The organism is Microbacterium hydrocarbonoxydans (assembly GCF_000956475.1).
Taxonomy (GTDB): domain Bacteria; phylum Actinomycetota; class Actinomycetes; order Actinomycetales; family Microbacteriaceae; genus Microbacterium; species Microbacterium hydrocarbonoxydans_A.
This window is the reverse complement of the sequence record NZ_JYJB01000006.1, coordinates 256052-278298: the sequence shown is the minus strand read 5'-3', so window position 1 is coordinate 278298 and position 22247 is coordinate 256052. Positions and strand designations below refer to the sequence as shown.

General features: G+C 68.9%; 20 protein-coding genes. 12 read left to right on the top strand and 8 right to left on the bottom strand.

Going from position 1 to position 22247, the window contains the following annotated elements:
• Nucleotides 1-39 precede the first annotated feature (39 nt).
• On the top strand, nt 40-1020 hold the full coding sequence (gene galE, locus RS84_RS04825; protein ID WP_045256615.1) for a UDP-glucose 4-epimerase GalE: 981 nt from the start codon (nt 40-42) through the stop codon (nt 1018-1020).
• A 338-nt stretch (nt 1021-1358) separates the two neighbouring features.
• Here galE and RS84_RS04820 read toward each other — a convergent pair whose 3' ends face one another.
• The 5 genes from RS84_RS04820 to RS84_RS04800 form a co-directional block, all read right to left on the bottom strand.
• Nucleotides 1359-2699, bottom strand: a complete 1341-nt coding sequence (locus tag RS84_RS04820; RefSeq protein ID WP_082062039.1) for an MFS transporter — start codon at nt 2697-2699, stop codon at nt 1359-1361.
• On the bottom strand, nt 2696-3619 hold the full coding sequence (locus tag RS84_RS04815; protein WP_052676217.1) for a polysaccharide deacetylase family protein: 924 nt from the start codon (nt 3617-3619) through the stop codon (nt 2696-2698). Before RS84_RS04815 ends, RS84_RS04820 begins: the two co-directional genes overlap by 4 nt.
• Entirely contained in the window at nt 3616-4749 is a 1134-nt protein-coding gene (locus tag RS84_RS04810; RefSeq protein ID WP_045256614.1) for an ROK family transcriptional regulator, read from the bottom strand. Before RS84_RS04810 ends, RS84_RS04815 begins: the two co-directional genes overlap by 4 nt.
• A gap of 134 nt (nt 4750-4883) precedes the next feature.
• The gene (locus tag RS84_RS04805; protein ID WP_045256613.1) at nt 4884-5474 is read right to left on the bottom strand and encodes a gluconokinase; all 591 of its coding nucleotides are present in this window, start codon (nt 5472-5474) and stop codon (nt 4884-4886) included.
• Entirely contained in the window at nt 5474-6853 is a 1380-nt protein-coding gene (locus RS84_RS04800) for a GntP family permease (RefSeq protein WP_192627565.1), read from the bottom strand. The genes RS84_RS04805 and RS84_RS04800 overlap by 1 nt, the downstream gene beginning before the upstream one ends.
• Before the next feature lie 193 nt (nt 6854-7046).
• Between RS84_RS04800 and RS84_RS04795 the strand changes: the two genes are divergently transcribed.
• On the top strand, nt 7047-7757 hold the full coding sequence (locus RS84_RS04795) for a FadR/GntR family transcriptional regulator (protein WP_045256611.1): 711 nt from the start codon (nt 7047-7049) through the stop codon (nt 7755-7757).
• 28 nt (nt 7758-7785) lie between these two features.
• Here RS84_RS04795 and RS84_RS04790 read toward each other — a convergent pair whose 3' ends face one another.
• The gene (locus RS84_RS04790; RefSeq protein WP_045256610.1) at nt 7786-9213 is read right to left on the bottom strand and encodes a gamma-aminobutyraldehyde dehydrogenase; all 1428 of its coding nucleotides are present in this window, start codon (nt 9211-9213) and stop codon (nt 7786-7788) included.
• A 100-nt stretch (nt 9214-9313) separates the two neighbouring features.
• Between RS84_RS04790 and RS84_RS04785 the strand changes: the two genes are divergently transcribed.
• The 3 genes from RS84_RS04785 to RS84_RS04775 are packed head-to-tail and all read left to right on the top strand — an operon-like array spanning nt 9314 to nt 11528.
• On the top strand, nt 9314-9781 hold the full coding sequence (locus tag RS84_RS04785) for an Lrp/AsnC family transcriptional regulator (protein ID WP_045256609.1): 468 nt from the start codon (nt 9314-9316) through the stop codon (nt 9779-9781).
• Complete coding sequence (locus RS84_RS04780; RefSeq protein ID WP_045256608.1) at nt 9781-11184, top strand: NAD(P)/FAD-dependent oxidoreductase; 1404 nt, start codon at nt 9781-9783, stop codon at nt 11182-11184. The genes RS84_RS04785 and RS84_RS04780 overlap by 1 nt, the downstream gene beginning before the upstream one ends.
• Nucleotides 11181-11528 (top strand): cupin domain-containing protein, encoded by a 348-nt coding sequence (locus RS84_RS04775; protein ID WP_045256607.1) that lies wholly within the window; start codon nt 11181-11183, stop codon nt 11526-11528. Before RS84_RS04780 ends, RS84_RS04775 begins: the two co-directional genes overlap by 4 nt.
• Nucleotides 11529-11554: 26 nt before the next feature.
• Here the strand turns inward: RS84_RS04775 and RS84_RS04770 are convergent, their stop codons facing one another.
• Nucleotides 11555-13033 carry a PucR family transcriptional regulator ligand-binding domain-containing protein gene (locus RS84_RS04770; protein ID WP_235281384.1) on the bottom strand — a complete coding sequence of 493 codons (1479 nt, stop codon included), beginning with the start codon at nt 13031-13033 and terminating at the stop codon, nt 11555-11557.
• A gap of 175 nt (nt 13034-13208) precedes the next feature.
• Here RS84_RS04770 and RS84_RS04765 point away from each other — a divergent pair, with 175 nt between their 5' ends.
• Together RS84_RS04765 and RS84_RS04760 are read left to right on the top strand one after the other, a co-directional pair.
• Nucleotides 13209-14693 (top strand): CoA-acylating methylmalonate-semialdehyde dehydrogenase, encoded by a 1485-nt coding sequence (locus tag RS84_RS04765; protein ID WP_045256605.1) that lies wholly within the window; start codon nt 13209-13211, stop codon nt 14691-14693.
• Nucleotides 14694-14701: 8 nt separating this feature from the next.
• Complete coding sequence (locus RS84_RS04760; protein WP_045256604.1) at nt 14702-16087, top strand: aspartate aminotransferase family protein; 1386 nt, start codon at nt 14702-14704, stop codon at nt 16085-16087.
• 76 nt (nt 16088-16163) lie between these two features.
• Here the strand turns inward: RS84_RS04760 and RS84_RS04755 are convergent, their stop codons facing one another.
• On the bottom strand, nt 16164-17165 hold the full coding sequence (locus tag RS84_RS04755) for a LacI family DNA-binding transcriptional regulator (RefSeq protein ID WP_045256603.1): 1002 nt from the start codon (nt 17163-17165) through the stop codon (nt 16164-16166).
• Nucleotides 17166-17287: 122 nt separating this feature from the next.
• Here RS84_RS04755 and RS84_RS04750 point away from each other — a divergent pair, with 122 nt between their 5' ends.
• From RS84_RS04750 to RS84_RS04730, 5 genes are read left to right on the top strand one after another with little or no spacing between them, the layout of a single operon-like run.
• Entirely contained in the window at nt 17288-18415 is a 1128-nt protein-coding gene (locus RS84_RS04750; protein ID WP_045256602.1) for a Gfo/Idh/MocA family protein, read from the top strand.
• Nucleotides 18412-19134 (top strand): cupin domain-containing protein, encoded by a 723-nt coding sequence (locus RS84_RS04745; protein ID WP_045256601.1) that lies wholly within the window; start codon nt 18412-18414, stop codon nt 19132-19134. Before RS84_RS04750 ends, RS84_RS04745 begins: the two co-directional genes overlap by 4 nt.
• Nucleotides 19131-20192, top strand: coding sequence for a Gfo/Idh/MocA family protein (locus RS84_RS04740; RefSeq protein WP_045256600.1), 1062 nt, complete (start codon nt 19131-19133; stop codon nt 20190-20192). Before RS84_RS04745 ends, RS84_RS04740 begins: the two co-directional genes overlap by 4 nt.
• Nucleotides 20193-20247: 55 nt before the next feature.
• Entirely contained in the window at nt 20248-21276 is a 1029-nt protein-coding gene (locus RS84_RS04735) for an ABC transporter permease (protein ID WP_082062038.1), read from the top strand.
• A complete protein-coding gene (locus tag RS84_RS04730; RefSeq protein ID WP_045256599.1) occupies nt 21270-22202 on the top strand; it encodes a carbohydrate ABC transporter permease in 933 nt (310 codons plus the stop codon). Before RS84_RS04735 ends, RS84_RS04730 begins: the two co-directional genes overlap by 7 nt.
• Nucleotides 22203-22247 lie beyond the last annotated feature (45 nt).

The following is a 22247-nucleotide window of genomic DNA, read 5'->3' as shown; positions in this document are numbered from 1 at the left end:
ACAATGGTCATTCCACCATCACCGTCCTGAAGGAGAAGCATGTCCTGGATCGTCACCGGCGGCGCCGGCTACATCGGATCGCACGTCGTCCGGGCACTGGCTGATGCCGGGCTCTCCCCCGTCATCGTCGACAACCTCTCCAGTGGCGTCGCCTCGTTCGCCCCGGAGGGCGTGCCCTTCGTTCAGGGCTCGATCCTCGACCGTGATCTGATGGAGAAGACCCTGCGTGAGCACGCTGCCGAGGGCGTGATCCATGTCGCCGGCTTCAAGTACGCCGGGGTGTCGGTGCAGCGCCCGCTGCACACCTACGCGCAGAACGTCGACGGCACCCGGATCGTGCTCGAGGCCATGCAGGCCGCGGGTGTCGCGAACATCGTGTTCTCCTCGTCGGCCGCCGTGTTCGGAACGCCGGATGTGTCGCTCGTCGTGGAAGACACCGAGAAGCGGCCCGCCAGCCCCTACGGCGAGTCCAAGCTCATCGGAGAGTGGCTGCTGCGCGACCAGGCGGCGGCGACCGCCGAGTCCGACAAGCCGCTCCGGCACACCTCGCTGCGCTACTTCAACGTCGTGGGCTCGGCCGACCCGACCGTGTACGACGTGAGCCCGCACAACCTGTTCCCGATCGTGTTCGAGAAGCTCATCGCAGGTGAGACGCCGCGCATCAACGGCGACGACTACGACACCGAAGACGGCACCAACGTCCGCGACTACGTGCACGTCGGCGACATCGCCGCGGCGCACGTGGCCGCGGCTCAGCGGCTTGCCGCAGGGCAGTCGATCGAGCCCGCCTACAACCTGGGTTCGGGCGACGGGCTGAGCGTGCGGCAGATCATGGATGCCATGGCCCGTGTCACCGGAATCGACTTCACCCCCGAGATCGGGCCCCGCCGCCCCGGCGACCCCGACCGCATCGTCGCCACCGGCGAGCTCGCCGCCCGCGACCTCGACTGGAAGATGCGGTACACGGTCGACGAGATGGTGCGCACGGGCTGGGAGGCTCGGCTGCGGGCTTCTGCCTAGTCCGTCCCCGGCTCCGGGATCGCCTTTTCCGGCAAAGAGCGGGGACCCTTTCCCCGCAAGCGGGGCCCCTTTCCCGATTTGCCGGAAAAAGGCGATCCCTGCGCCTCGCGTGCTGGGGGCGAGATGCTGCGCCTCGCGAGGTACGGATGCCGGGGCCCCGAGGGGTCGGCATGCCGCCGGCATCCGCGTGCGCGAAGCTGTCGCCCTCCAGCGAAACGGCGACCACAAGACGCACCTCGCGAATGTCCGCACCCCGTTCCTGACATCCGCGTGCGCGAAACTGCCGCCCTCCCAGGAGAAGGCGACCACACCACGCACCCGCCCGAACGGGCGGCGCCTCAGAGGTCGCGGGACCTGATCGGGTAGAGCCAGAAGCACAGCCAGGCGAGCGCCGTGAAGCCGAGCGGCACGACCGCCAGCATGATGCGGATGCCGCCGTCGACCGTGTCGGGCTGGGCCTCGTCGAGCGAGGCGTCGAAGCCCGACGCCGTCAGCACCACGGCGGCGACGACGGCCTGCAGCACGACCGAGCCGCGCACCACGAACCCGTTGACGCCGAAGTAGGCGCCCTCGCGCCGGTGCCCGGTGCGCACGGCATCCTCGTCGATGATCTGTCCCAGCATCACCTCGAGGAGCTGCAGCAGCCCTCCCACGCCGACTCCCACCGCCACTCCGACCAGTGCGGCGGCGAGCACCGACACGGGCAGCAGATAGCCGAGCACCGCCACACCGAACACGCCGACGCTCCAGAGCACAGCCGTGCGCGGTGACGTGCGCCTGACGACCGCGCTCCACAGCACGATCGACGGAATCGCCGTGACGAAGATCGCGCCGAGCAGGACGCTGCCCTCGCCTTCCGCACCGTGCAGCGAGTAGCGCACGTAGAACGGGATCGCCGCGAGGATCACCGCGACGGAGGTCTGCACGAAGAGCGAGCCGAGCACGTAGGGCACGAACGCCCGATTCGCGAATGTGAACCGCATCTGACCGACCCAGGTCATCGCCTCCGATGCCGCCTCGGGAACCGTCCGCTCGATCATCCCGCCGACGAACGACCACACCAGCAGCACGAGGCACACCGCGCTCAGCACGAGAGCCATGCCGGGCCAGCCGATCGATCCGTACAGCGCGGGGGCGCCGGCCGTGCCGAGCACCATGCCCAGGATCGCGAAGATCTGCCTCGGTACATTGCCGCGCGCGCGTTCCGCCGTGGTGCGGAAGATCTCCGGGAACAGCGCCGAGATGTTCAGCACCACCACGACGAATGCGATGTCGTAGAGCGCAACGACGACGAGGAACCACACGATCGCGCCCGCCGGCGACAGCGCGGGAGGCATCCACACCAGCGCGAACGCGACCACGAGCGGCACGATGCCGAGTCCGATCCACGGGATGCGCCGGCCCCACGGTGTGCGGATGCGGTCGGAGAGCGCGCCGACGACGGGATTCAGCACGGCGTTCAGGATGCCGTGGGCGATCATCGCTCCGGCCACCCATGCCGGCGGCACGCCGAGGTGCGTCACGTAGAAGTACACGGCGAAGGCCGAGAACGTCTGCGCCATCAGCTGGGTGGGGAAGCCGGATGCTCCGAAGGCGATCGACTGCGCGCGCGTCGGCGCGGCATCGAGACGGCGATCGCGGATGCCGGCGAGGCCGCGAGGCCGGGTCGGGTCGCTCACCGCGCCGCAGCCCGCTGCAGATCACGCAGGCTCCGCCAGCCGATGCGCACGAGACCCTCATCCGCAATGGCCTGGAGCACCGCCGGATCCGTCAGCAGGCGGCGCTCGTATCCGCGCTTGGCCGCGGCGAAGTCGACAGCGGCGCGCAGCTCATCGTCGTCGACCATCGGATGCACGTAGATCTCGGTGACGCCGGCGGGCACCGCGCGCAGCAGGCCGATGAATCCATCGCGCATCTGCTCGTAGGTCTCCTCCTGCGGGGTTCCCTCCCCGACGAGTTCGAAGGGATGCGACCACAGCCGATCGATGATCTCCACGCCGAGGGCATCTGCCGCCGCGGTGGCACGGTCGAGCAGGTGCTGGAGTCCGGCATCCACGCCCACGCCGTCCATGCTCCGAGGCAGCCGGAACGGCAGTCCGTGCCGTGCGGCGAGGCCGAGCACCGGGGTGAGGAAGTCGCGCCCTGTGGCGAGTCCGTACACCGAGCCCATGTGGTTGTCGAGGTGTGTCACATCGACCCCGGCATCGAGAGCAGCCTGCAGCTGGGCGCCGAGCTCCGCCTCGACGTCGGCCTCCGAGGCGAGCTGCTCGACCGAGACGACGTCGACCGGGAAGAACCCGTCGGCGTCGACCAGCGTCGTGGCCGTCCCCGTGAGCGGGCGCCAGCGGTAACGGCGCCATTCGCTGGTGAGCACCAGATGCACGCCGACGTCGAGGTCGGTGCGCGAGGCGGCGAACGCGAGCGCCTCCGGCGACCACGCACACGGCACCATGATGGTCGCCGAGTCCGCAGCTCCCGCATCCAGCAGCCCGGAGATCGCCGTGTTCGCGGCATGGCACATGCCGAAGTCATCCGCGTTGATGATGATCGCGCGCGCCCCCGGCGCGAGGCCGAGGCGATCGGCGAGATCGGAGATCACCGGCCGCTCCGATCCGGAACGATGCTGGTGAACACCGCGGCGCGAAGCGCCGACGTCGCCTCGCCGATCGCGCCGACCAGCGGAGCCTCTGGGCCGAACTCCGAGACCAGGAAGCGCATCGGCAGCTGGGCGGCGAAGGCATCGGCGACCTTTCGCACCGAGTCGACCAGGACCGGATGGGCGGCCGTGCCGGCGAGGATGAACGCCTCGGGGTCCACGATGAGGGCCACGCTGCCCGCGGCGAGGGTGATCCGGCGTCCCATCTCGGCCGCCATCGCGAGAGCGGCCTCGTCGCCGCCGGCGGCGGCGTCGAGGTGCTGATCGACGGTGGCCTGCGGATCGCGGCCGTGCACGAGAGCGAGATCGCCGACGACCTCGTCGCTCAGCACGGGGGCGCCGACCGGCAGCGGCGTCTGCGGCAGGTACATGATCTCGCCCGCGACCCCGGCGAAGCCCCGGTGCAGCGCACCGTCGATCACGATGCCTCCGCCCAGGCCGTCATCGAACAGCATCAGCACGAAGCTGGCGAGCTGCGCGCCGGCACCCGAGGTGAGCTCTGCCAGTGCGGCGAGGTTGACGTCGTTCTCGACGCGCACCGGGCAGCCGAGCAGCGTCGAGAGCGCCGAGCGGAAGACGCCGCCGTCTGGGCCCTGATCGTCTCGGATGCCGCCGTCGGCCGTGACGATTCCGGGCACGCCGACGACGGCGAGGTGCAGCGGTCCCTTCGCGAGCGCGCGGCACGACTCCACGAGCGCGACGATGTGCTCGACGCGGTCCATGTGCGGCGGAAAGGGTGCGTGCTGCTCGGCGCGCACCGCGCCGGTGGGGTCGACGAGAGTGACGTGGGCGGCGTGGTGATCGACGTGCACGGCGGCCGCCAGCCCCAGAAGCGGATGCAGGGCGACGCGCCCCGCTGCCGGTCCGCGGGTGTCGCGGTCGACTCCCGCGGGGGTGACCGCGTCGGCGCTCTCGAGCATGCGCAGCACCTGCGTCACCGCGGTGCGGGAGAGACCTGTGGCGGCCATGAGCTCGGCACGGGTCAGCGGCCCCCGGCGAGCCAGGGTCTCGAGGATGGCCCGTCCGTTCAGGATCCTCAGCAGCGACTGCGGTCCGGCGATCGGACGTGCCATGGTGATTCCCCCCGGGATCGACGTCCGACCAGCCTGACACATCGCGTCATACATGTCGACGGTCCGCGTGATCCGAGGATGCCGCGATGCGGCGACCGGAGGGCGTCTCCTCCGGCCGCCGCATCGCGCGGTGTTCAGTCGGCCAGCAGACCCTCGTCGGTGTACACGGGAGCCGGGAGCGCGGCGAGGTGGAGGCGGCGCATGATCTCCTTCACCTCGTCCTTCGGTCCGCGGCTGAGCTCGACGACGATGCCGTTCTCGTCAGGCTCGAGCGGCTCGAGCGTGGCGAACTGCGAGCCGAGCAGGCTCTGCGGCATGAAATGGTCGAGCCTGTTGCTGAGGCGCGTCGCGATCGTGTCGCGCGAGCCGTCGAGGTGCACGAACGCCACCCCCGGGCCGCTCAGCCGGTCGCGGTAGACGCGCCGCAGCGCAGAGCAGGTGATGATGCCCGGCGTCCCCGACGCCGTGTGCAGCTGGATCCAGGCCGAGATCTTGTCGAGCCACGGCCAGCGGTCCTCGTCGGTGAGGGGCACACCCGCGGCCATCTTCTCCACGTTCGCAGCGGGGTGCAGGTCGTCGCCCTCTTCGAGGTCCCACCCGAGGCGTCCGGCAAGCATTCCGGCCACGGTCGACTTGCCCGATCCGGAGACTCCCATCACCACCAGCACGATGGGCGGGTCGACCTCGTTCGAGTCTGCGGTCGTATCGTTCGTCGAAGTCTCCATCAGACCACCAGATCCAGCAGCAGCACGCCGACGAGGCCGGTGACGGAGATCAGGCACTCCAGCACGGTCCACGTCTTGAACGTCTGCGGGAGGTTCGTGCCGAGGTACTGCTTGACGAGCCAGAATCCGGCGTCGTTCACGTGCGAGAGGAACACCGATCCGGATCCGATCGCGAGCACGAGGAGGGCGACCTCCGGGCCCGAGAGCGTGGCGGCGGCGGAGGTCATAAGCCCCGCGGCGGTGATCGTGGCGATCGTCGCGGATCCCGTCGCGACGCGCACGAGCACGGCGACGATCCAGCCGAGCAGCAGTACGGAGATGCCGCTGTCGAGCACAGCCCGCGTGATGACCTCGCCGATGCCGGTGTCGATGAGCACCTGCTTGAATGCGCCGCCGGCGCCGACGATCAGCAGGATGCCCGCGATCGGCGGAAGGCTGCTCTCGAGCGACTCGGCGATCGTCTTGCGGTTCATCCTGCCGCCGGCACCGAGCACGAAGATGCCGAAGATCAGGGTGACCAGCAGCGCGATCGTCGGGGTGCCGGCGAAGTCGATGGTCTGCTTCCAGAGATCGGTCGACTCGGGCGCGATGATCGCGGCGAGCGCCTTGCCCATCATCAGGACGACGGGGAGGAGGATGCTGGCCAGCGCGGCGCCGAACGAGGGACGCGGGCGCTGCGTGACGTCCTCGCCCTTGTCCTCGGCGGTGAGGAACATGTCGGGAACCGGGACCGGCGCCCACTTCGCCGCGAAGCCGCTGAAGACGGGGCCCGCGATGATGACGGTCGGGATGGCGATCAGCACGCCGAAGGCGAGCGTGAGGCCCAGGTTCGCGCCGAGCGCGTCGATCGCGATGAGGGGGCCGGGGTGCGGCGGGACGAGGCCGTGCATCGCGGAGAGTCCCGCGAGGGTCGGGATGGCGATCTTCATGAGGGCGACGCCGGATCGACGCGCCACCAGGATGATCACCGGGATGAGAAGCACGAGGCCGATCTCGAAGAACATCGGCAGGCCGATCACCGCTCCGACGAGCCCCATGGTCCACGGCAGGGACCGCGGTGTGGAGCGTGCGACGAGGGTGTCGACGATACGATCGGCACCGCCCGAGTCCGCGAGCAGCTTTCCGTACATCGCGCCGAGCGCGATCAGCACGCCGACCCCGCCCATGGTCGAGCCGAAGCCGTTCGCGAAGCTGGTCAGCGACTGCGCAGGAGCCATCCCCGCTGCGGCCGCAACGCCCAGCGCGCCCAGCGTCAGCGCAAGGAAGGGGTGCACCTTCAGCCAGGTGATCATGACGATGATCAGCGCGAAGCCGACGACCGCGGCGGTGATCAGCTGAGCATCCGGCCCTACCGGGACGATCGGCGCCGGATCTGCCATCGGCAAGAGTGTCAAGGGAACCATCATTGTTCCTCCCGTGGGGGAAGCACTGTCCGAGAGCCACTGCGCTTCCGTCTGATATTTAAGAGAACGGTAACTGAATAATCCGATTATTACAAGAGAAGGATCGAGAATACTTGTCTTTTCTCGTTTTCCTCACCCAAACATCGGGCCTTACTTCTACTGTGGGCACATGGCCCAGAACGCACTGCACGACGTGATCGTCGAGCGATGGGGTGCCGACATCGGCGCCGGTCGCCGCGCGCCCGGCAGCAGGATCATCATGGACGAGGCGGTTTCCGAGTTCAATGCCTCCCGCAGCGCGATCCGCGAAGCCGTACGCGTCCTCGAATCCCTCGGCCTGGTCGCATCCCGGCAGCGCGTCGGCATCCTCGTGCAGCCGCCCGAGGCATGGAGCCCCTACGACGAGAGGGTGCTGCGCTGGCGGCTGGACGGCCCTGGGCGCGCCGAACTGCTGCAGAGTCTGAGCGAGCTGCGCGGCGCGGTGGAGCCCGTGGCCGCCCGCCTCGCCGCGACGCACGCGACCCCCGAGCAGTGCGGGGCGCTGACCGCATCCATCGTGGGGATGTCCTCGACCTCGCGCTCGGCGAACGCCGAGGAGTATCTCGCGCATGACATCGCCTTCCACACCACACTGCTCCAGGCCTCGGGCAACATCATGCTGAGCAGCCTCGCGCCGATGGTCCTGGCCGTCCTCGAGGGCCGCACGCATCACGCGCTGATGCCGCGAACGGCCGACCCCGAGGCGCTCCGGCTGCACGCCGAGGTCGCCGCGAGCGTGCAGGCGCGGGATCCTGGTGCCGCCGAGGCGGCCATGCGCGCGATCGTCGCCGAGTCGTCTGCCGCGATGGAGGCGATGCAGACGCAGCGTGAGGAGCCCTGAGCCGGCGACCCCCGCAGCGTTCCCGGAGTCAGTCCAGCGCGGTCATCACGTGCTTGATGCGCGTGTAGTCGTCGAAGCCGTACTGCGACAGGTCCTTGCCGTAGCCGGAGTGCTTGAACCCCCCGTGGGGCATGTCGGAGACGAACGGGATGTGCGTGTTGATCCATACGCACCCGAAGTCGAGATCGCGGGAGAAGCGCATGGCGCGGGCGTGATCGGTGGTCCAGACGGATGCTGCGAGCGCGAACGGCACGCCATTGGCCATCGCGAGTGCCTCCTCGTCGATGTCGAAGGCCTGCACGGTCAGCACCGGCCCGAAGATCTCTCCCTGTACAACCTCGTCGTCCTGCCGCACGCCCGTGACGATCGTGGCGGGCCAGAAGTATCCCCGCTCGCCCTGCCGGGACCCGCCGGCCACGACTGCGGCGTGCGCGGGCAGCCGGTCGACGAAGCCCTGCACCTGCGCGAGCTGGGCGGCGCTCGAGAGCGGACCGTAGAGCACGCCCTCCTCGCCGGGACCACCGGTGCGAGCATCCGTCTTCGCCTTCGCCACGAGCGCGCCGACCAGCTCGTCGTGCAGGGAACGGTGCACGAGCACGCGCGTCGCCGCGGTGCAGTCCTGCCCGGCGTTGAAGAACGCGCCCGTCACGATTCCCGCGGCGGCCTTCTCGACGGAGGCATCGGGGAACACGATCGCGGGGGCCTTGCCGCCGAGCTCCAGGTGCACCCGCTTGACGTCGTTCGCGGCGGAGCGCGCCACGGCCATGCCTGCGCGCACCGATCCGGTGATGGCCACCATCTGCGGCGTCGGATGCTCGACCAGCGCGACCCCCGTGTCCCTGTCTCCGAGCACGACGTTGAAGACGCCGGCGGGCGTGTGCTTCGCCACGATCTCCGCCAGCAGCAGCGTCGACAGCGGTGTGCTCTCGGCCGGCTTCAGCACGACCGTGTTGCCTGCGGCGAGAGCGGGGCCGATCTTCCACACCGCCATGTTCAGCGGGTAGTTCCACGGTGTCACCTGACCGATCACGCCGACGGGCTCTCGCCGGACGAAGGAGGTGTGCCCCGCGAGATACTCGCCGGCGGCCCTGCCCTCCAGGCTGCGCGCCGCTCCTGCGAAGAAGCGCAGCTGGTCGATGGACTGCATGATCTCATCGGCGACGAGCGTGGCTCGGGGCTTGCCTGTGTCCTGCGACTCCAGATCGGCGAACTCCTCGGAGCGGGCGAGCATCTCATCCGCGATGCGGAACAGCGCCAGCTGACGATCGGCTGGCGTGGCATCCCGCCAGAGCGGGAACGCAGCGGATGCAGCGGCGTACGCCGCGTCGACGTCACCGGCGTCCGAGACAGGCAGCCGGCCGTACTGCTCCTCCGTCGCCGGGTCGATCAATGGCAGGATCGAGCTGCCCCGTACGGGCAGGTATCGACCGCCGATGAAGTTCTGCAGAGTGCGCATGGTGGGATGCTAGCTCAATGGCGACGAAATCTGAAGGTGACTTCGGATAAAAACGACTGAATCGGTTGCATTCGGCATTCAGCCCTGTCAATATCGTCACATGTCCGCAATAGCAAAGCAGCCCGCTCTCGACGACGTGTCGAAGAAGATCATCGAGCTCCTGCAGGAGGACGGCCGTCGCCCCTATGCGGAGATCGGCCGGGCGGTCGGACTCAGTGAGGCTGCGACTCGTCAGCGCGTGCAGCGCCTGACCGAGGCAGGGGTCATCCAGATCGTCGCCGTCACGGATCCGATGCAGCTGGGCTTCCACCGCATGGCGATGATCGGCATCCGCGTCGTCGGCGATCCGCGCGAGGTCGCCGCGCAACTCGCAGAGATCGAGTCCCTCATCTACGTCGTCGTGACACTCGGCACCTTCGACATCGTCGTCGAGGCGGTGTGCGAGAACGACGACGATCTGCTGCAGCTCATCGCCACCCGCATCCGCACCATTCCCGGCGTGACGCACACCGAGAGCCTGCTCTACGCCGGCCTCTACAAGGACCAGTACAACTGGGGAACCCGCTGATGGGCGCCACGGTCTTCGAGCGCCGCCGACCCGACGAGGCCGTCGTGGACGCAGCCCTGCGGGACACGGCGTTCTCCGTGTTCTGGCTCGACGACGTCGAGCGCGTCGAGCATCCGCCCCTCGCCGGCGACGTGCGCGCCGATCTCGCCGTGGTCGGCGGCGGCTACGCCGGCCTCTGGACCGCCGTCCGCGCCAAGGAGCGCGACCCGCAGCGTCGCGTCGTGCTGCTGGAGGCGTCGCGGGTGTCGTGGGCGGCATCCGGGCGCAACGGCGGGTTCTGCGAGGCCAGTCTCACGCACGGGCACGAGAACGGCGTCAACCGCTGGCCCGATGAGATCGACCGGCTCGAAGAGCTGGGACGGGAGAACCTCGACGCGATCGAGGCGACCGTGCAGCGCTACGGCATGGACGTCGACTTCGAGCGCACCGGACAGCTCGAGCTGGCGGTCGAGCCGCACCAGGTCGACTGGTACCGCGGGGAGCCCGGCTTCCTCGACGAGGCGACGGTGCAGGCCGAGGTGCACTCCCCCGTCCTCCTCGGAGGCCACTGGGACCGCGAGGGCTGTGCTCTCGTGCACCCCGCGAAGCTCGGCATGGAGCTCGCGCGCGTGGCTTCCGAGCTGGGTGTGGAGATCTACGAGCACTCGATCGTGCGCGCAGTCGAGGGCGACGGATCGGGCCCGGTCCGTCTTGTGACGCCGGACGGCAGCGTCACAGCGGATGCCGTCGCTCTCGCGACCAACGTCTTCCCGTCGCTGCTCAAGCGCAACCGGCTCATGACGGTCCCCGTGTACGACTACGTGCTCATGACCGAGCCGCTGACGGCCGAGCAGCTCGAGGCGATCGGCTGGTCGAACCGTCAGGGCCTCGCCGACAGCGCCAACCAGTTCCATTACTTCCGGCTCACAGCGGACGATCGCATCCTGTTCGGCGGCTACGACGCGATCTACCATTTCGGCGGCAGGGTGCGCCCCGAGTATGAAGACCGCATGGAGAGCCACCGGAGGCTCGCCTCGCACTTCTTCACGATGTTCCCGCAGCTGGAGGGTCTGCGCTTCACCCACCGGTGGGCCGGGGCGATCGACTCGTCCAGTCGCTTCTGCGCGTTCTTCGGCACGGCCCGCAGAGGACGTGTCGCGTACGCGACGGGATTCACCGGACTCGGCGTGGGGGCGGCCCGCTTCGCCGCAGACGTCATGCTCGACAAGCTCGCCGGAAAGGCGACCGAGCGCACCGAGCTGAGAATGGTGCGCGAGAAGCCCATCCCCTTCCCGCCGGAGCCCGCCGCGTCCATCGGCATCAACCTCGTGCGCGCGGCCATGAATCAGGCGGATCACAACGAGGGCAGGCGCAACATCCTCCTCAAGACGCTGGATGCCGTCGGCATGGGGTTCGACTCGTGAGCGGGCTCCCGGCGGGTTCGGGTGTCGACGCGTTCGCGCTGCCGCTCGCGCACGGAGCGCTGCCGGCTTCCGAGGTCGTGACCGGTGCGCCGACGACGGCATCCGTCGCGCTGTCCTCGCTGGGCGGCGTGGAGGTGGGCATCTGGGAGATGACGCCGGGAACGGCATCCGACGTCGAAGCCGACGAGGTGTTCGTCGTGCTGTCGGGCCGCGCGACGATCTCGTTCGTCTCGCCGCCGCTGCCGTCGCTGGACATCGGACCGGGTTCGGTGGTGCGCCTGGCCGAGGGCATGCACACCGTCTGGACCGTCACCGAGACCCTCCGCAAGGTGTACGCGGCCTGATCGGGCACATGACGCCGGCTGCTCGCTCAGCGGCCCGAGGGCCCACGCGCGGCAAGAGCGACATGCAGGGCTGCGAGCGTCTCGCCGTCGTCGAGGTCGGCGTCGAGCAGGTCGCCGATGAGAGTGAGCCGCTGGTAGAACACGGATCGCGAGAGGTGGGATGCTGCCGCCGCCGCCGACCGGTTGCCGGGGTGGGCGAGCAGCGCCGCGAGCACCATGAGCAGGTCACCGCCGCGCTCCTCATCGTGGCGGATCAGAGGCGCCAGCATCCGCTCGCTGTGCTCCTGCAGCCGATGATCGGATCCCAGCGCCGACACCAGACGGGCGAGCGGGCGGTCATCGACCCGACGCACGGTCCCGGCCGGCACCCGTGGCGCGAGGGAGCGCACGCCGGGCAGGGAGGTGAGCAGCTCCTCAAGGGAGGCGGATGCCGCACCTACTGCCACTGCGCCGCCTGATGCGGCGCCGGGCAGCATCCGCAGCGTCGCCTCGTCGAGCGCGACGTCCGCCGGCAGCGACAGCAGCACGATGCCCTCCCCGTCGATGATCGCTCCGAGGGCGGCCGCGCTCCCCTGCGACAGGCGGTCCACGGCGTCCGAGACCGACTGCGCTCCCACGCTCACGAGCGCGTGCAGAACGCGTCCCCGCACCGGGAACCCGACAGACTCCAGGCGCGCCGACAGGTCGGCAGGTCGGGCATAGGCATGTCCGACGAGCGCCTCGACGAGCAGGCGCCGCGAGCGCGGCTCCCAGCCTTCACCCCCGTCCGCGAGCCTGCCCAGCGCGAGGGCGGTCGCGGCCTGCTCGAGCACCGTCAGTCTTCCGACTGCGTGCGCCGATCCTGGTCCCGCGACCAGCGCACCCCACCGGGTGCCGCGGGCCTCCACCGGCACACGGTGCCATCCGTCGTCCGCGCCGTCGCCGGCCTCCAGCCTTCGCGCACGCATCGGCCACCCGTCGAGCACCTCCGCCTCGTCTGTGAGCGGCGACGACATCGCGACCACCTCGTGAGCGAGGTTCTCCAGCACGACGGAGGCTCCGAGCACCCGGGCGGTCTCTCGCACCACCACCTCGACCGGGGCGCCCTGCAGGCCGAGACCCGTGAACAGCTCGTGCAGATGCTGACGCTGCTGCAGCGCCTCGAGCTGCGCCGCGATGATGCGCCGGTGCACGGCCTCGGTCAGCGCGACGAACTTCACCTCCCGATCGAGGCAGACGAGCGCCAGGTCGTGTCGCCGGCACGCGGCCGTGAACGCGGGAGGGACGACGGCGAAGCGCGTGCCGAGCTCGAGCACGACGCCGGCGACGGATGCCGCGGCCAGAGAGCCGGCGAACTCGATGAGGCCGGCTTCATCTCCCGGCCAGCCCGCTCCGGTCGACAGCAGCAGCTCACCGCCGTCGAGAAGCCCGGCCACGCGCGGACTGTCCGACACATGCACCCAGCGCACGCGCGCATCGAGCGAGCCGCACAGCACCTCCGGCACCCCTGCCTGCACGGCAGGCATCGCAAGCACCTCCGCGACGGTGGGAAGAGAACTCGCGGCGGCGGAAAGATCCATACACTCTGTCCGATGATGAGGAAAAGACGCGACAGGCTGCCACTGATCCTCCATTCTTCCCTCTGAAACCATGAGAGACAAGTTGGCATCAGCCGGCGGTCAGAGTGTACGAGGAGCATCCGTGAGCATCGTCCGTCATTTCATCAGCGGCAGCGAGTCGGCCGAGGCCGTGCGCACCGGCCAGGTCTTCGACCCCGCCACCGGCGCCGTCGCCCGCGAGGTCGCCTTCGCGAGCACCGCCGAGGCCGAGACCGCGATCGCCGCGGCCAAGGCGGCCCTGCCTGCGTGGCGCTCCTCCAGCCTGATCAAGCGCGCCGACGTGTTCTTCCGCCTGCGCCAGATCCTCGCCGAGCGCACCTCCGAGCTCGCCGCGATCGTCACGAGCGAGCACGGCAAGGTGCTCTCGGATGCCGCGGGCGAGGTCTCCCGCGGCATCGAGAACGTCGAGTTCGCGGCCGGCCTCGTGCACCTGCTCAAGGGCGAGCGCGCCGAGCAGGTCTCCCGCGGCGTCGACGTGCACTCCGTCAAGCAGCCCGTCGGCGTCGTGGCGGCGATCACCCCGTTCAACTTCCCCGTGATGGTGCCGCTGTGGATGGTCGCCTCGGCGATCGCCTGCGGCAACACGGTCGTGCTCAAGCCCAGCGAGAAGGACCCGTCGGCCGCGATCTGGCTCGCGAAGGCCTTCCAGGAGGCGGGCCTCCCCGACGGCGTGCTCAACGTCGTGCAGGGCGACAAGGTCGCGGTGGACGCGCTCCTCGACTCCAAAGACGTCGCGGCCGTCAGCTTCGTCGGCTCGACGCCGATCGCCCGGTCGATCTACGAGCGCGCGTCCGCGAACGGCAAGCGCGTGCAGGCCCTCGGCGGCGCCAAGAACCACATGGTCGTGATGCCGGATGCCGACATCGACGGCGCCGTCGCCGCCGCGATCTCCGCCGCCTACGGCTCGGCCGGCGAGCGCTGCATGGCCGTGTCGGTGCTCGTCGCGGTGGGCGACATCGCCGACGACCTGGTCGCCGGCATCCGCGATCGCATCGCCACCCTGCAGATCGGCCCGGGCACGGATGCCGCGAGCGAGATGGGTCCGCTCATCACGCGCGAGCACCGCGACAAGGTCGCCTCGTACGTCACCGGAGCTGCGGCCGAGGGGGCGACGGTCGTCGTCGACGGCACGCAGAAGACGTTCGCAGGCGACGGGTTCTTCATCGGCGTGAGCCTGGTCGACCACGTGAAGCCCGGCATGAAGGTGTACGAGGACGAGATCTTCGGGCCGGTGCTCTCGGTCGTGCGCGTGGAGACCTACGCCGAGGCCGTCGAGCTCATCAACGCCAACGCCTTCGGCAACGGCACCGCGATCTTCACGCGCGACGGCGGCACCGCCCGCCAGTTCGAGTTCGACATCGAGGTCGGCATGGTCGGCGTGAACGTGCCGATCCCGGTGCCGGTCGGCGCGTTCTCGTTCGGAGGCTGGAAGAGCTCGCTGTTCGGCGACTCGCACATCTACGGCCCCGAGTCCATCCACTTCTACACCCGGTCGAAGGTGGTCACCACGCGGTGGCCCGACCACACCCCGTCGCAGGTCGACCTCGGCTTCCCGAGCAACCACTGAGGAGCGTCATGGACTACATCGATCGACACGGCACGGCACACGGATTCCCGGCGGCGGATGCCGAGGCGCAGGTGCGCGCGGACGACCGCGGACACGTCTTCCACTCCTGGAGCGCGCAGGCGCTCATCGACCCGATGCCGGTCGCCGCAGGCGAGGGCTCGACCTTCTGGGACTTCCGGGGGAACGCCTACCTCGACTTCTCCAGCCAGCTGGTGAACCTGAACCTGGGTCACCAGCATCCGGATCTGGTGTCCGCCATCCAGCAGCAGGCGGGGCGGCTGTCGACCATCCAGCCGTCGCTCGCGAACGACGTACGCGGCGAGCTGGCCCGGCGCATCGCGGACGTCTCCCCCGAGGGCCTTGAGAAGGTGTTCTTCACGAACGGCGGCGCCGAGGCCAACGAATACGCCGTGCGCATGGCCCGTCAGGTGACCGGCCGCCGCAAGGTGCTGTCGATGTACCGGAGCTACCACGGCTCGACCTCGACCGCGATCTCCCTGACCGGAGACCCGCGCCGCTGGGCGAACGAAGGCGGCGACGGCTCGGCGGTGCGGTTCTTCGGACCGTACCTGTACCGCTCGGCATTCCATGCGACCACTCAGGAGGAGGAGGGAGCGCGCGCTCTGCAGCACCTCGAGCAGACCATCCTGCTGGAGGGTCCGGCGACGATCGCGGCGATCATCATCGAGACGGTCGTCGGCACGAACGGCGTGCTGGTGCCGCCGCCCGGCTACCTGCAGGGCGTGCGCGAGCTGTGCGACCGGCACGGCATCCTGTACATCGCCGACGAGGTGATGGTGGGCTTCGGCCGCATCGGCGAGTGGTTCGCGATCGACGCCTTCGGCGCGCGGCCCGACCTGATCACCTTCGCGAAGGGCGTGAACTCGGGCTACGTGCCGCTGGGCGGCGTCGTGATCTCCGAGCGAGTGGCCTCGCACTTCGACCGGGTGGCCTTCCCTGGCGGACTGACCTACTCCGGGCACCCCCTGGCCTGTGCAGCCGGGGTGGCCACGTTCGAGGTGTTCGAGCGCGACGGCATCCTGGATCGCGTGCGCGACCTGGGGGCACGCGTGGTCGAGCCGACCCTTCGCGGCTGGCTCGAGACGCACCCCTCGGTCGGAGAGGTTCGCGGTCGGGGCCTGTTCTGGGCCGTCGAGCTGGTGCGCGACCGCGAGACGCGGGAGCCCCTGGTGCCGTTCAACGCGTCGGGCCCGGATGCCGCACCCATGACCGCCTTCGCCGCTGCCGCCAAGCAGGGCGGCGTGTGGCCGTTCACGCACTTCAACCGCATGCACATCGCCCCGCCGCTGGTGATCTCCGAGGAGGAGCTCGTGCGCGGGCTGTCGGTGCTCGACGAGGCGCTGACTGTGGCTGACGGGTACGCGCAGGGCTGACGAACAGCCGACGGGGCCGGGTTCTTCGGAACCCGGCCCCGTCGTGCCCCTCCAGCTCCAGCTTGGCCGCGTCAGTTCACGCGCGGGCCGACGGCGCCCCGATGGATTCTCGCCACACGATGCGGTGGATCTCCGTAGGCGCCTCCGGCTCCTCCTCGCCGCGCACGGCCGCAATGAGCCGGCGCATCGAGTAGTTGCCGACGAGGCCACGATCCTGCACGACGCTGGTCAGCGACGGCACGAGGAAGGCGCTCGTGCTGATGTCGTCCCAGCCTGTGATGCTCATGTCCCCTGGCATGGCCCACCCTCGCAGCGTCGCGGAGCGCATCGCGCCCACGGCCGTGTGGTCGTTGGGGGCGATCAAGGCGAAGGGAACAGTCGCTTCGGGCAACGAGGACACGACCTCGATTCCCACCTCGCTGCTCCAGTCGCCTTCGATCACGCCGAGCGACTCGAGCCCAAGACGATCCACCGTCGCCAGATAGGCATCGCGCCGCGCCACTGCGGAGGGGAACTCGAGATCGCCGGTGATGTGCAGGAAGCGCCGATGACCCAGCTCCACCAGGCGCTCCATCATCACGACGACCGGCTGCGCGTCGTTGAAGATTCCTGTGGCGTGCATCTCCTCGTCGAACGTCGACGCGCTGAGGACGATGGGGCCCACCTCGCGGGAGAGGTTCAGAATTCGGTTCGGCAGCGGAGTGAATGAGAGGAAACCCTCGTACTGTCCGCTGTCGACGAGCTCCTCCACCCGGTCTGCGCGCTCGTCACGATCATCGGGCAGGCTCAGGACGTCGAGGACGTAGCCTGCCTGCTCGGCGGAGATCGTCGCCTCTCGGAGCATATTCAGGGGGTTCGGGGCCCTTACCGGGAAGACGACGGCGAGTCTCCCGGTCCGCTGTGTGCGCATGGCTCGTGCAGCGAGATTCGGGCGGTAGTTGAGCTCGGATGCGGCCTGCAGCACCCGCTCACGCGTGGCCGCAGAGACACCGTCGCGGCCGGTGTACACGAAGGAGACCGTCGACTGTGAGACTCCGGCGAGTCGGGCGACGTCTCGGCTTGTGGGCCGCTTGTGCATGTTCCCCCTTCGATTCGACGATCCGTGTCGGAAAACGCTTGACGGATCTATCTCACGTGAGCATACTAACTCAATACGTACTACTCATACGTATTGAACATCGAGAGCTCAACGAGGACGCAATGCTCAGAATCGGAATAATCGGCACCGGCGGGATCGCGAACGCCCACGTCCAGGGGTACCTGGCCTTCCCGGAACACTGCGAGATCGTCGCGCTCGCCGATGTCGCTCCCGGCCGGGCCGCGCAGAAGGCCGAGGAGTTCGGCATCTCCGCCGCCGGCTACGACGACCCGGCGCAGATGATCGCGGAGGCCGACCTCGACCTGGTCAGCATCGCGACGCCGCCGTCCACACACGCTCAGCTCACCATCGCCGCACTGGATGCCGGCATCCACGTCCTGGTGGAGAAGCCGATGGCCCCGTCGCTCGAAGAGTGCGAGGCGATGCTCGCGGCACAGGAGCGCAGCGGAAAACTGCTCTCGGTCGTCGCGCAGAACCGCTTCCGCGACGACCTCGCCACTCTCAAGGAGGTCGTCGACTCCGGCCTTCTCGGGTCGATCTCGCACGTGCGCGTCGACTCCGCGTGGTGGCGCGGCCTCCCTTACTACGACCTCTGGTGGCGCGGCACGTGGGAGAAGGAGGGCGGCGGCTGCACCCTCAATCACGCCATCCACCACATCGACCTGCTGCTGTGGCTGCTCGGCAGTCCGGCAGAGGTCACCGCCATGCTCGCCAACGCGCAGCACGACAACAGCGAGGTCGAGGACCTCTCCGTCGCGGTCTTCCGCTACGAGCGCGGCCTCGCCCAGCTCACGAGCTCGGTCGTGCACCACGGCGAGGAACAGGAGATCGTGATCCAGGGTCAGCACGCTCGCGTCTCCCAGCCCTGGAAGGTGCTCGCGGAGTCCTCGGATGCCGCGGGCTTCCCCGCACGCGGCGGCGATGCCGAACGAGTGGCCGCCATCGAAGCGATCGTCGCGAACCGCGAGCCGCTCGCCCACCGGGGCCACGAGGGGCAGATCGAAGACCTGCTCGCCGCGATCCGCGACGGCCGCAAGCCGATCGCCGACGGGCGCGCCGGTCGCGACGCGATCGAGGTCGTCACCGCGATCTACAAGGCCGGCATCGAAAGGGAGTTCGTCTCGCTGCCACTCTCGGCATCCGACCCGTACTATCGCGCGGGCCGGCTCGTCGAGCACGCGCCCCACTTCTTCGAGAAGACCGCATCACTAGCCGAGGCCGCGTCATGAGCACTTTCCCCGGCGGCACCTCGCTGTCGCACCTCGACATCTACGGCGACGCCGCCCCCGACGGCGTCTGCGGCGGCAGCCCGCACATGCACCTGGTCTCCACCGAGGCCTACGTGGTCGTCTCGGGCCGCGGCGCGCTGCAGACCATCGACGGCGACGGCTTCCGAGAGACGCCGCTCTCGGCCGGAGACATCGTGTGGTTCACGCCCGGCACGATCCATCGTGCCGTCAATCGCGACGACCTGAAGGTCGTCGTGCTGATGAGCAATGCGGGCCTCCCCGAGGCGGGAGACGCGGTGATGACGTTCCCGGCGGAGATCGTGGCGGATGCCGCGGCCTACGCCGAGGCCGCGGCACTGGGCGACCTCGAGGGGCGCGCCGCTCGGGCCTCACGGCGCCGCGACCTCGCCGTGACCGGTTTCGAGGCGCTCCGCGATGCTCTGCTCGCCGGCGACCCGGCCCCGCTCGAGGCGTTCCGCACCGCCGCGGGAGCGCTCGTGCGCGACCGCGCCACGGGCTGGGGCGACCTCATCCGTGAGCGCCCCCTCGCCCAGGCCGAGCGCTCTCTCACGCACGCCCAGGCGATCGCCCGCGGCGACGTCGCGCACCTCTCCGAGGCCAGGGTGCAGCAGGCCGTGCCGTCCGCCGGTGAACGCGGATTCGGCATGTGCGGGCGCCTCCGCACCTACGACGTGACCGAACAGGAGAACCAGAAGTGAACCATCCCTACACCTTCGATCCGCTGCCCGAGCCCGTAGTGGCACCAGGCGAGTTCGCCTTCGCGGCTGTCGGCCTCGACCATGGCCACATCTTCGGCATGGCCGACGGCCTGATCGGCGCGGGCGCGACCGCGAAGTGGGTGTTCGACAGCGACCCTGAGCGGGCGGCCGCGTTCGCCGAGACCTTTCCGGGAGTGCGCGTCGCCTCGTCGGAGCAGCAGATCCTCGACGACCCCGAGGTGCAGCTGGTCGCCACCGCGGCCATCGCCTCGGAGAGGGCGCCGATCGGCCTGCGAGCCATCGCGGCGGGCAAGCACGCCTTCGTCGACAAGGCTCCGCTGACGACCTTCGAGCAACTCGAGGCCGCTCGCGAGGCGACGGCCCGCACCGGGCTCAAGTATGCCGTGTACTACGGCGAGCGCCTGCACACCGAGTCGTCGATCCTCGCAGGTCAGCTCATCGAGCGTGGTGCGATCGGCCGCCCGCTGCAGGTGGCCTCTTTCGGTCCGCACCGTATCGGCGGCGGGCGCCCAGACTGGTTCTACGACCCGGCGCAGTACGGCGGCATCCTGTGCGACATCGGCAGCCACAACTTCGACCAGATCCTCTATTACACCGGTGCCACGGACGGGCGCATCGTCAGCTCGACCGTCGCGAACTACGCGCACCCCGACACGCCTGGCCTGCAGGACTTCGGCGACGCGCACGTCGTGCTCGACAACGGCGCGTCCGGCTACGTGCGCGTGGACTGGTTCACCCCGGAGGGGCTCGGCGTGTTCGGCGACGGCCGCACGATCATCCTCGGCACCGACGGCTACATCGAGCTGCGCAAGTACATCGACATCACGACCGACAACGGCGGCGGACAGGTGCTCCTAGTGAACCAGGAGGGCCAGTACCGGTTCAACGCGAACGGGATGACAGGCTTTCCCTACTTCGGGCAGCTGATCCGCGACTGCCTCGACGGCACCGAGACCGCCATGACCCAGGCGCATGCCTTCAAGGCGGCCGAGCTGAGTCTGCAGGCGCAGGCCGCCGCCGAGGTGCTCGAGCCCTGACCGCAGCGGCGCGCGTGCGCCGGCAATCCGCAGAACCACGAGGAGGTGGACCTGAATGCCCGAGATCATCGAAGCGCCGCTGTCGCTGAGCAGCTCCGCGCAACCCGGCAGCGAGACGCGGGTCATCACGACCGCACGCCCGCGTCGTCGCGCATTCCGGCGCGACCGGACGCCACGCGCCCGCCAGTCCTGGCGCCGCGCACTGACCAAGGACTGGCGGATCTACACGTTCCTGATCGTGCCGATCCTGTTCCTGCTGATCTTCCGCTACGTGCCGATGCTGGGGAACATCATCGCGTTCCGCCGGTTCCGGCCTGGTGGATCGATCTTCGGAGACGAGTGGGTCGGGTTCTACTACTTCCAGGCGTTCATCTCGAACCAGCAGTTCTGGACGGTGTTCTGGAACACGGTGATCCTCGGCGGGTTCACCCTGCTGATCTGCTTCCCGCTGCCGATCATCCTCGCGCTGATGCTGAACGAGCTGCGTTCGCGCAGGTTCAAGCGCATCGTGCAGACGATCTCGTATCTGCCGCACTTCATGTCGATCGTGATCGTCGCGGGGCTCGTACTGCAGCTGACCTCGCTGAACGGCACGATCAACCAGGTGGTCGAGGTGTTCGGCGCGGACCCGGTGCCGTTCATGCAGCGGCCGGAGTGGTTCCGCTCGATCTACGTGTCGTCCGAGGCCTGGCAGACCGTCGGGTGGGGAACGATCCTCTACCTCGCGGCCCTCACCACGATCGACGATCAGCTGTACGAGGCCGCCCGCATCGACGGCGCGAACCGCTGGCAGCAGACCTGGCACATCACGCTCCCCGGCATCCGCCCGACCATGATGGTGCTCCTGATCCTGAACATCGGATCCTTCATGTCGGTCGGCTTCGAGAAGGTGCTGCTGCTGCAGAACCCGCTGATCTACTCCACCGCCGACGTGATCTCCACGTACCTGTACCGCGTCGGCATCCAATCCGCGCAGTTCTCCTACGGAACCGCGATCGGACTCTTCGAGGCCGTGATCGGCCTGGTGCTCGTGCTGGGCGCGAACTTCATCTCCCGTCGACTGGTTGGAACCTCGCTATGGTGACCGAAGCCCTCCCTCAGAAGCCCGACATCGCGCACGTGCGCCGGGAGACCGGCGTCATCCGCGAATCGCTCGGCTACCGCACCTTCCGCGTCGTCAACGCGATCCTGCTCGTGCTGATCTGCGTCGTGACGCTGTACCCGTTCGTGAACCTGGTCGCCAAGGCGTTCTCCTCGGAGGGCTACATCGCCGCCGGCGAGGTCAACCTCATCCCGCGCGGGTTCAACCTCGACACGTTCCGCGCTGTGATGGGCGACGGCCTGTTCTGGACGAACTACGGCAATACGTTCCTGTACACGATCGTCGGCACGATCATCGCGATGGTCATCACCACCACCTACGCCTACGCGCTCAGCAAGCCGCACCTCAAGGGCCGCGCCTTCTTCGTCGGCATCGCGGTGTTCACGATGTTCTTCGGCGGAGGCCTCATCCCGAACTACATCCTCATCGCGAACACCCTGGGCTGGCGCAACAGCATCTGGGCCGTGGTCGTCCCCGGCGCGCTCAGCGTCTTCAACCTGCTCGTGATGAAGTCGTTCTTCGAGAGCTTCCCGACCGAGCTCGAAGAGGCCGCCGCGATCGACGGGCTCTCCACATACGGGATCTTCTTCCGCATCGTGCTCCCACTGTCGAAGGCGGTGCTCGCGACCATGACTCTGTTCTACGCGGTCAGCCAGTGGAACTCGTGGTTCAACGCCTTCCTGTTCATGGACGACAAGAACCTGTTCCCGGTGACGATCTACCTGCGCAACCTGATCGCCGCGGCCACGGGAACCTCCGAGATCACCGGCGGCGGCGAGGCGGTGCAGATCGCGTCCAACATCCAGGCGGTCACGATGCTGCTCACCGTGCTCCCCATCATCTGCTTCTACCCCTTCATCCAGCGCTACTTCGTCTCGGGCGTCATGCTCGGGTCGGTCAAGGGCTGAAATCCCCCACCCGCGTCGAACGACGACGTTCACACAAAGGAGACA

What these genes read in the sequence shown, in the direction of transcription:
- galE (WP_045256615.1), top strand. Translation starts at nt 40, where the DNA reads ATGTCCTGGATCGTCACCGGCGGCGCCGGCTACATCGGATCGCACGTC.
- RS84_RS04810 (WP_045256614.1), bottom strand. Translation starts at nt 4,749, where the DNA reads ATGGCACGTCCGATCGCCGGACCGCAGTCGCTGCTGAGGATCCTGAAC.
- RS84_RS04805 (WP_045256613.1), bottom strand. Translation starts at nt 5,474, where the DNA reads ATGGAGACTTCGACGAACGATACGACCGCAGACTCGAACGAGGTCGAC.
- RS84_RS04800 (WP_192627565.1), bottom strand. Translation starts at nt 6,853, where the DNA reads ATGGCAGATCCGGCGCCGATCGTCCCGGTAGGGCCGGATGCTCAGCTG.
- RS84_RS04795 (WP_045256611.1), top strand. Translation starts at nt 7,047, where the DNA reads ATGGCCCAGAACGCACTGCACGACGTGATCGTCGAGCGATGGGGTGCC.
- RS84_RS04790 (WP_045256610.1), bottom strand. Translation starts at nt 9,213, where the DNA reads ATGCGCACTCTGCAGAACTTCATCGGCGGTCGATACCTGCCCGTACGG.
- RS84_RS04785 (WP_045256609.1), top strand. Translation starts at nt 9,314, where the DNA reads ATGTCCGCAATAGCAAAGCAGCCCGCTCTCGACGACGTGTCGAAGAAG.
- RS84_RS04780 (WP_045256608.1), top strand. Translation starts at nt 9,781, where the DNA reads ATGGGCGCCACGGTCTTCGAGCGCCGCCGACCCGACGAGGCCGTCGTG.
- RS84_RS04770 (WP_235281384.1), bottom strand. Translation starts at nt 13,033, where the DNA reads ATGCCTGCCGTGCAGGCAGGGGTGCCGGAGGTGCTGTGCGGCTCGCTC.
- RS84_RS04760 (WP_045256604.1), top strand. Translation starts at nt 14,702, where the DNA reads ATGGACTACATCGATCGACACGGCACGGCACACGGATTCCCGGCGGCG.
- RS84_RS04755 (WP_045256603.1), bottom strand. Translation starts at nt 17,165, where the DNA reads ATGCACAAGCGGCCCACAAGCCGAGACGTCGCCCGACTCGCCGGAGTC.
- RS84_RS04750 (WP_045256602.1), top strand. Translation starts at nt 17,288, where the DNA reads ATGCTCAGAATCGGAATAATCGGCACCGGCGGGATCGCGAACGCCCAC.
- RS84_RS04745 (WP_045256601.1), top strand. Translation starts at nt 18,412, where the DNA reads ATGAGCACTTTCCCCGGCGGCACCTCGCTGTCGCACCTCGACATCTAC.
- RS84_RS04735 (WP_082062038.1), top strand. Translation starts at nt 20,248, where the DNA reads ATGCCCGAGATCATCGAAGCGCCGCTGTCGCTGAGCAGCTCCGCGCAA.
- RS84_RS04730 (WP_045256599.1), top strand. Translation starts at nt 21,270, where the DNA reads ATGGTGACCGAAGCCCTCCCTCAGAAGCCCGACATCGCGCACGTGCGC.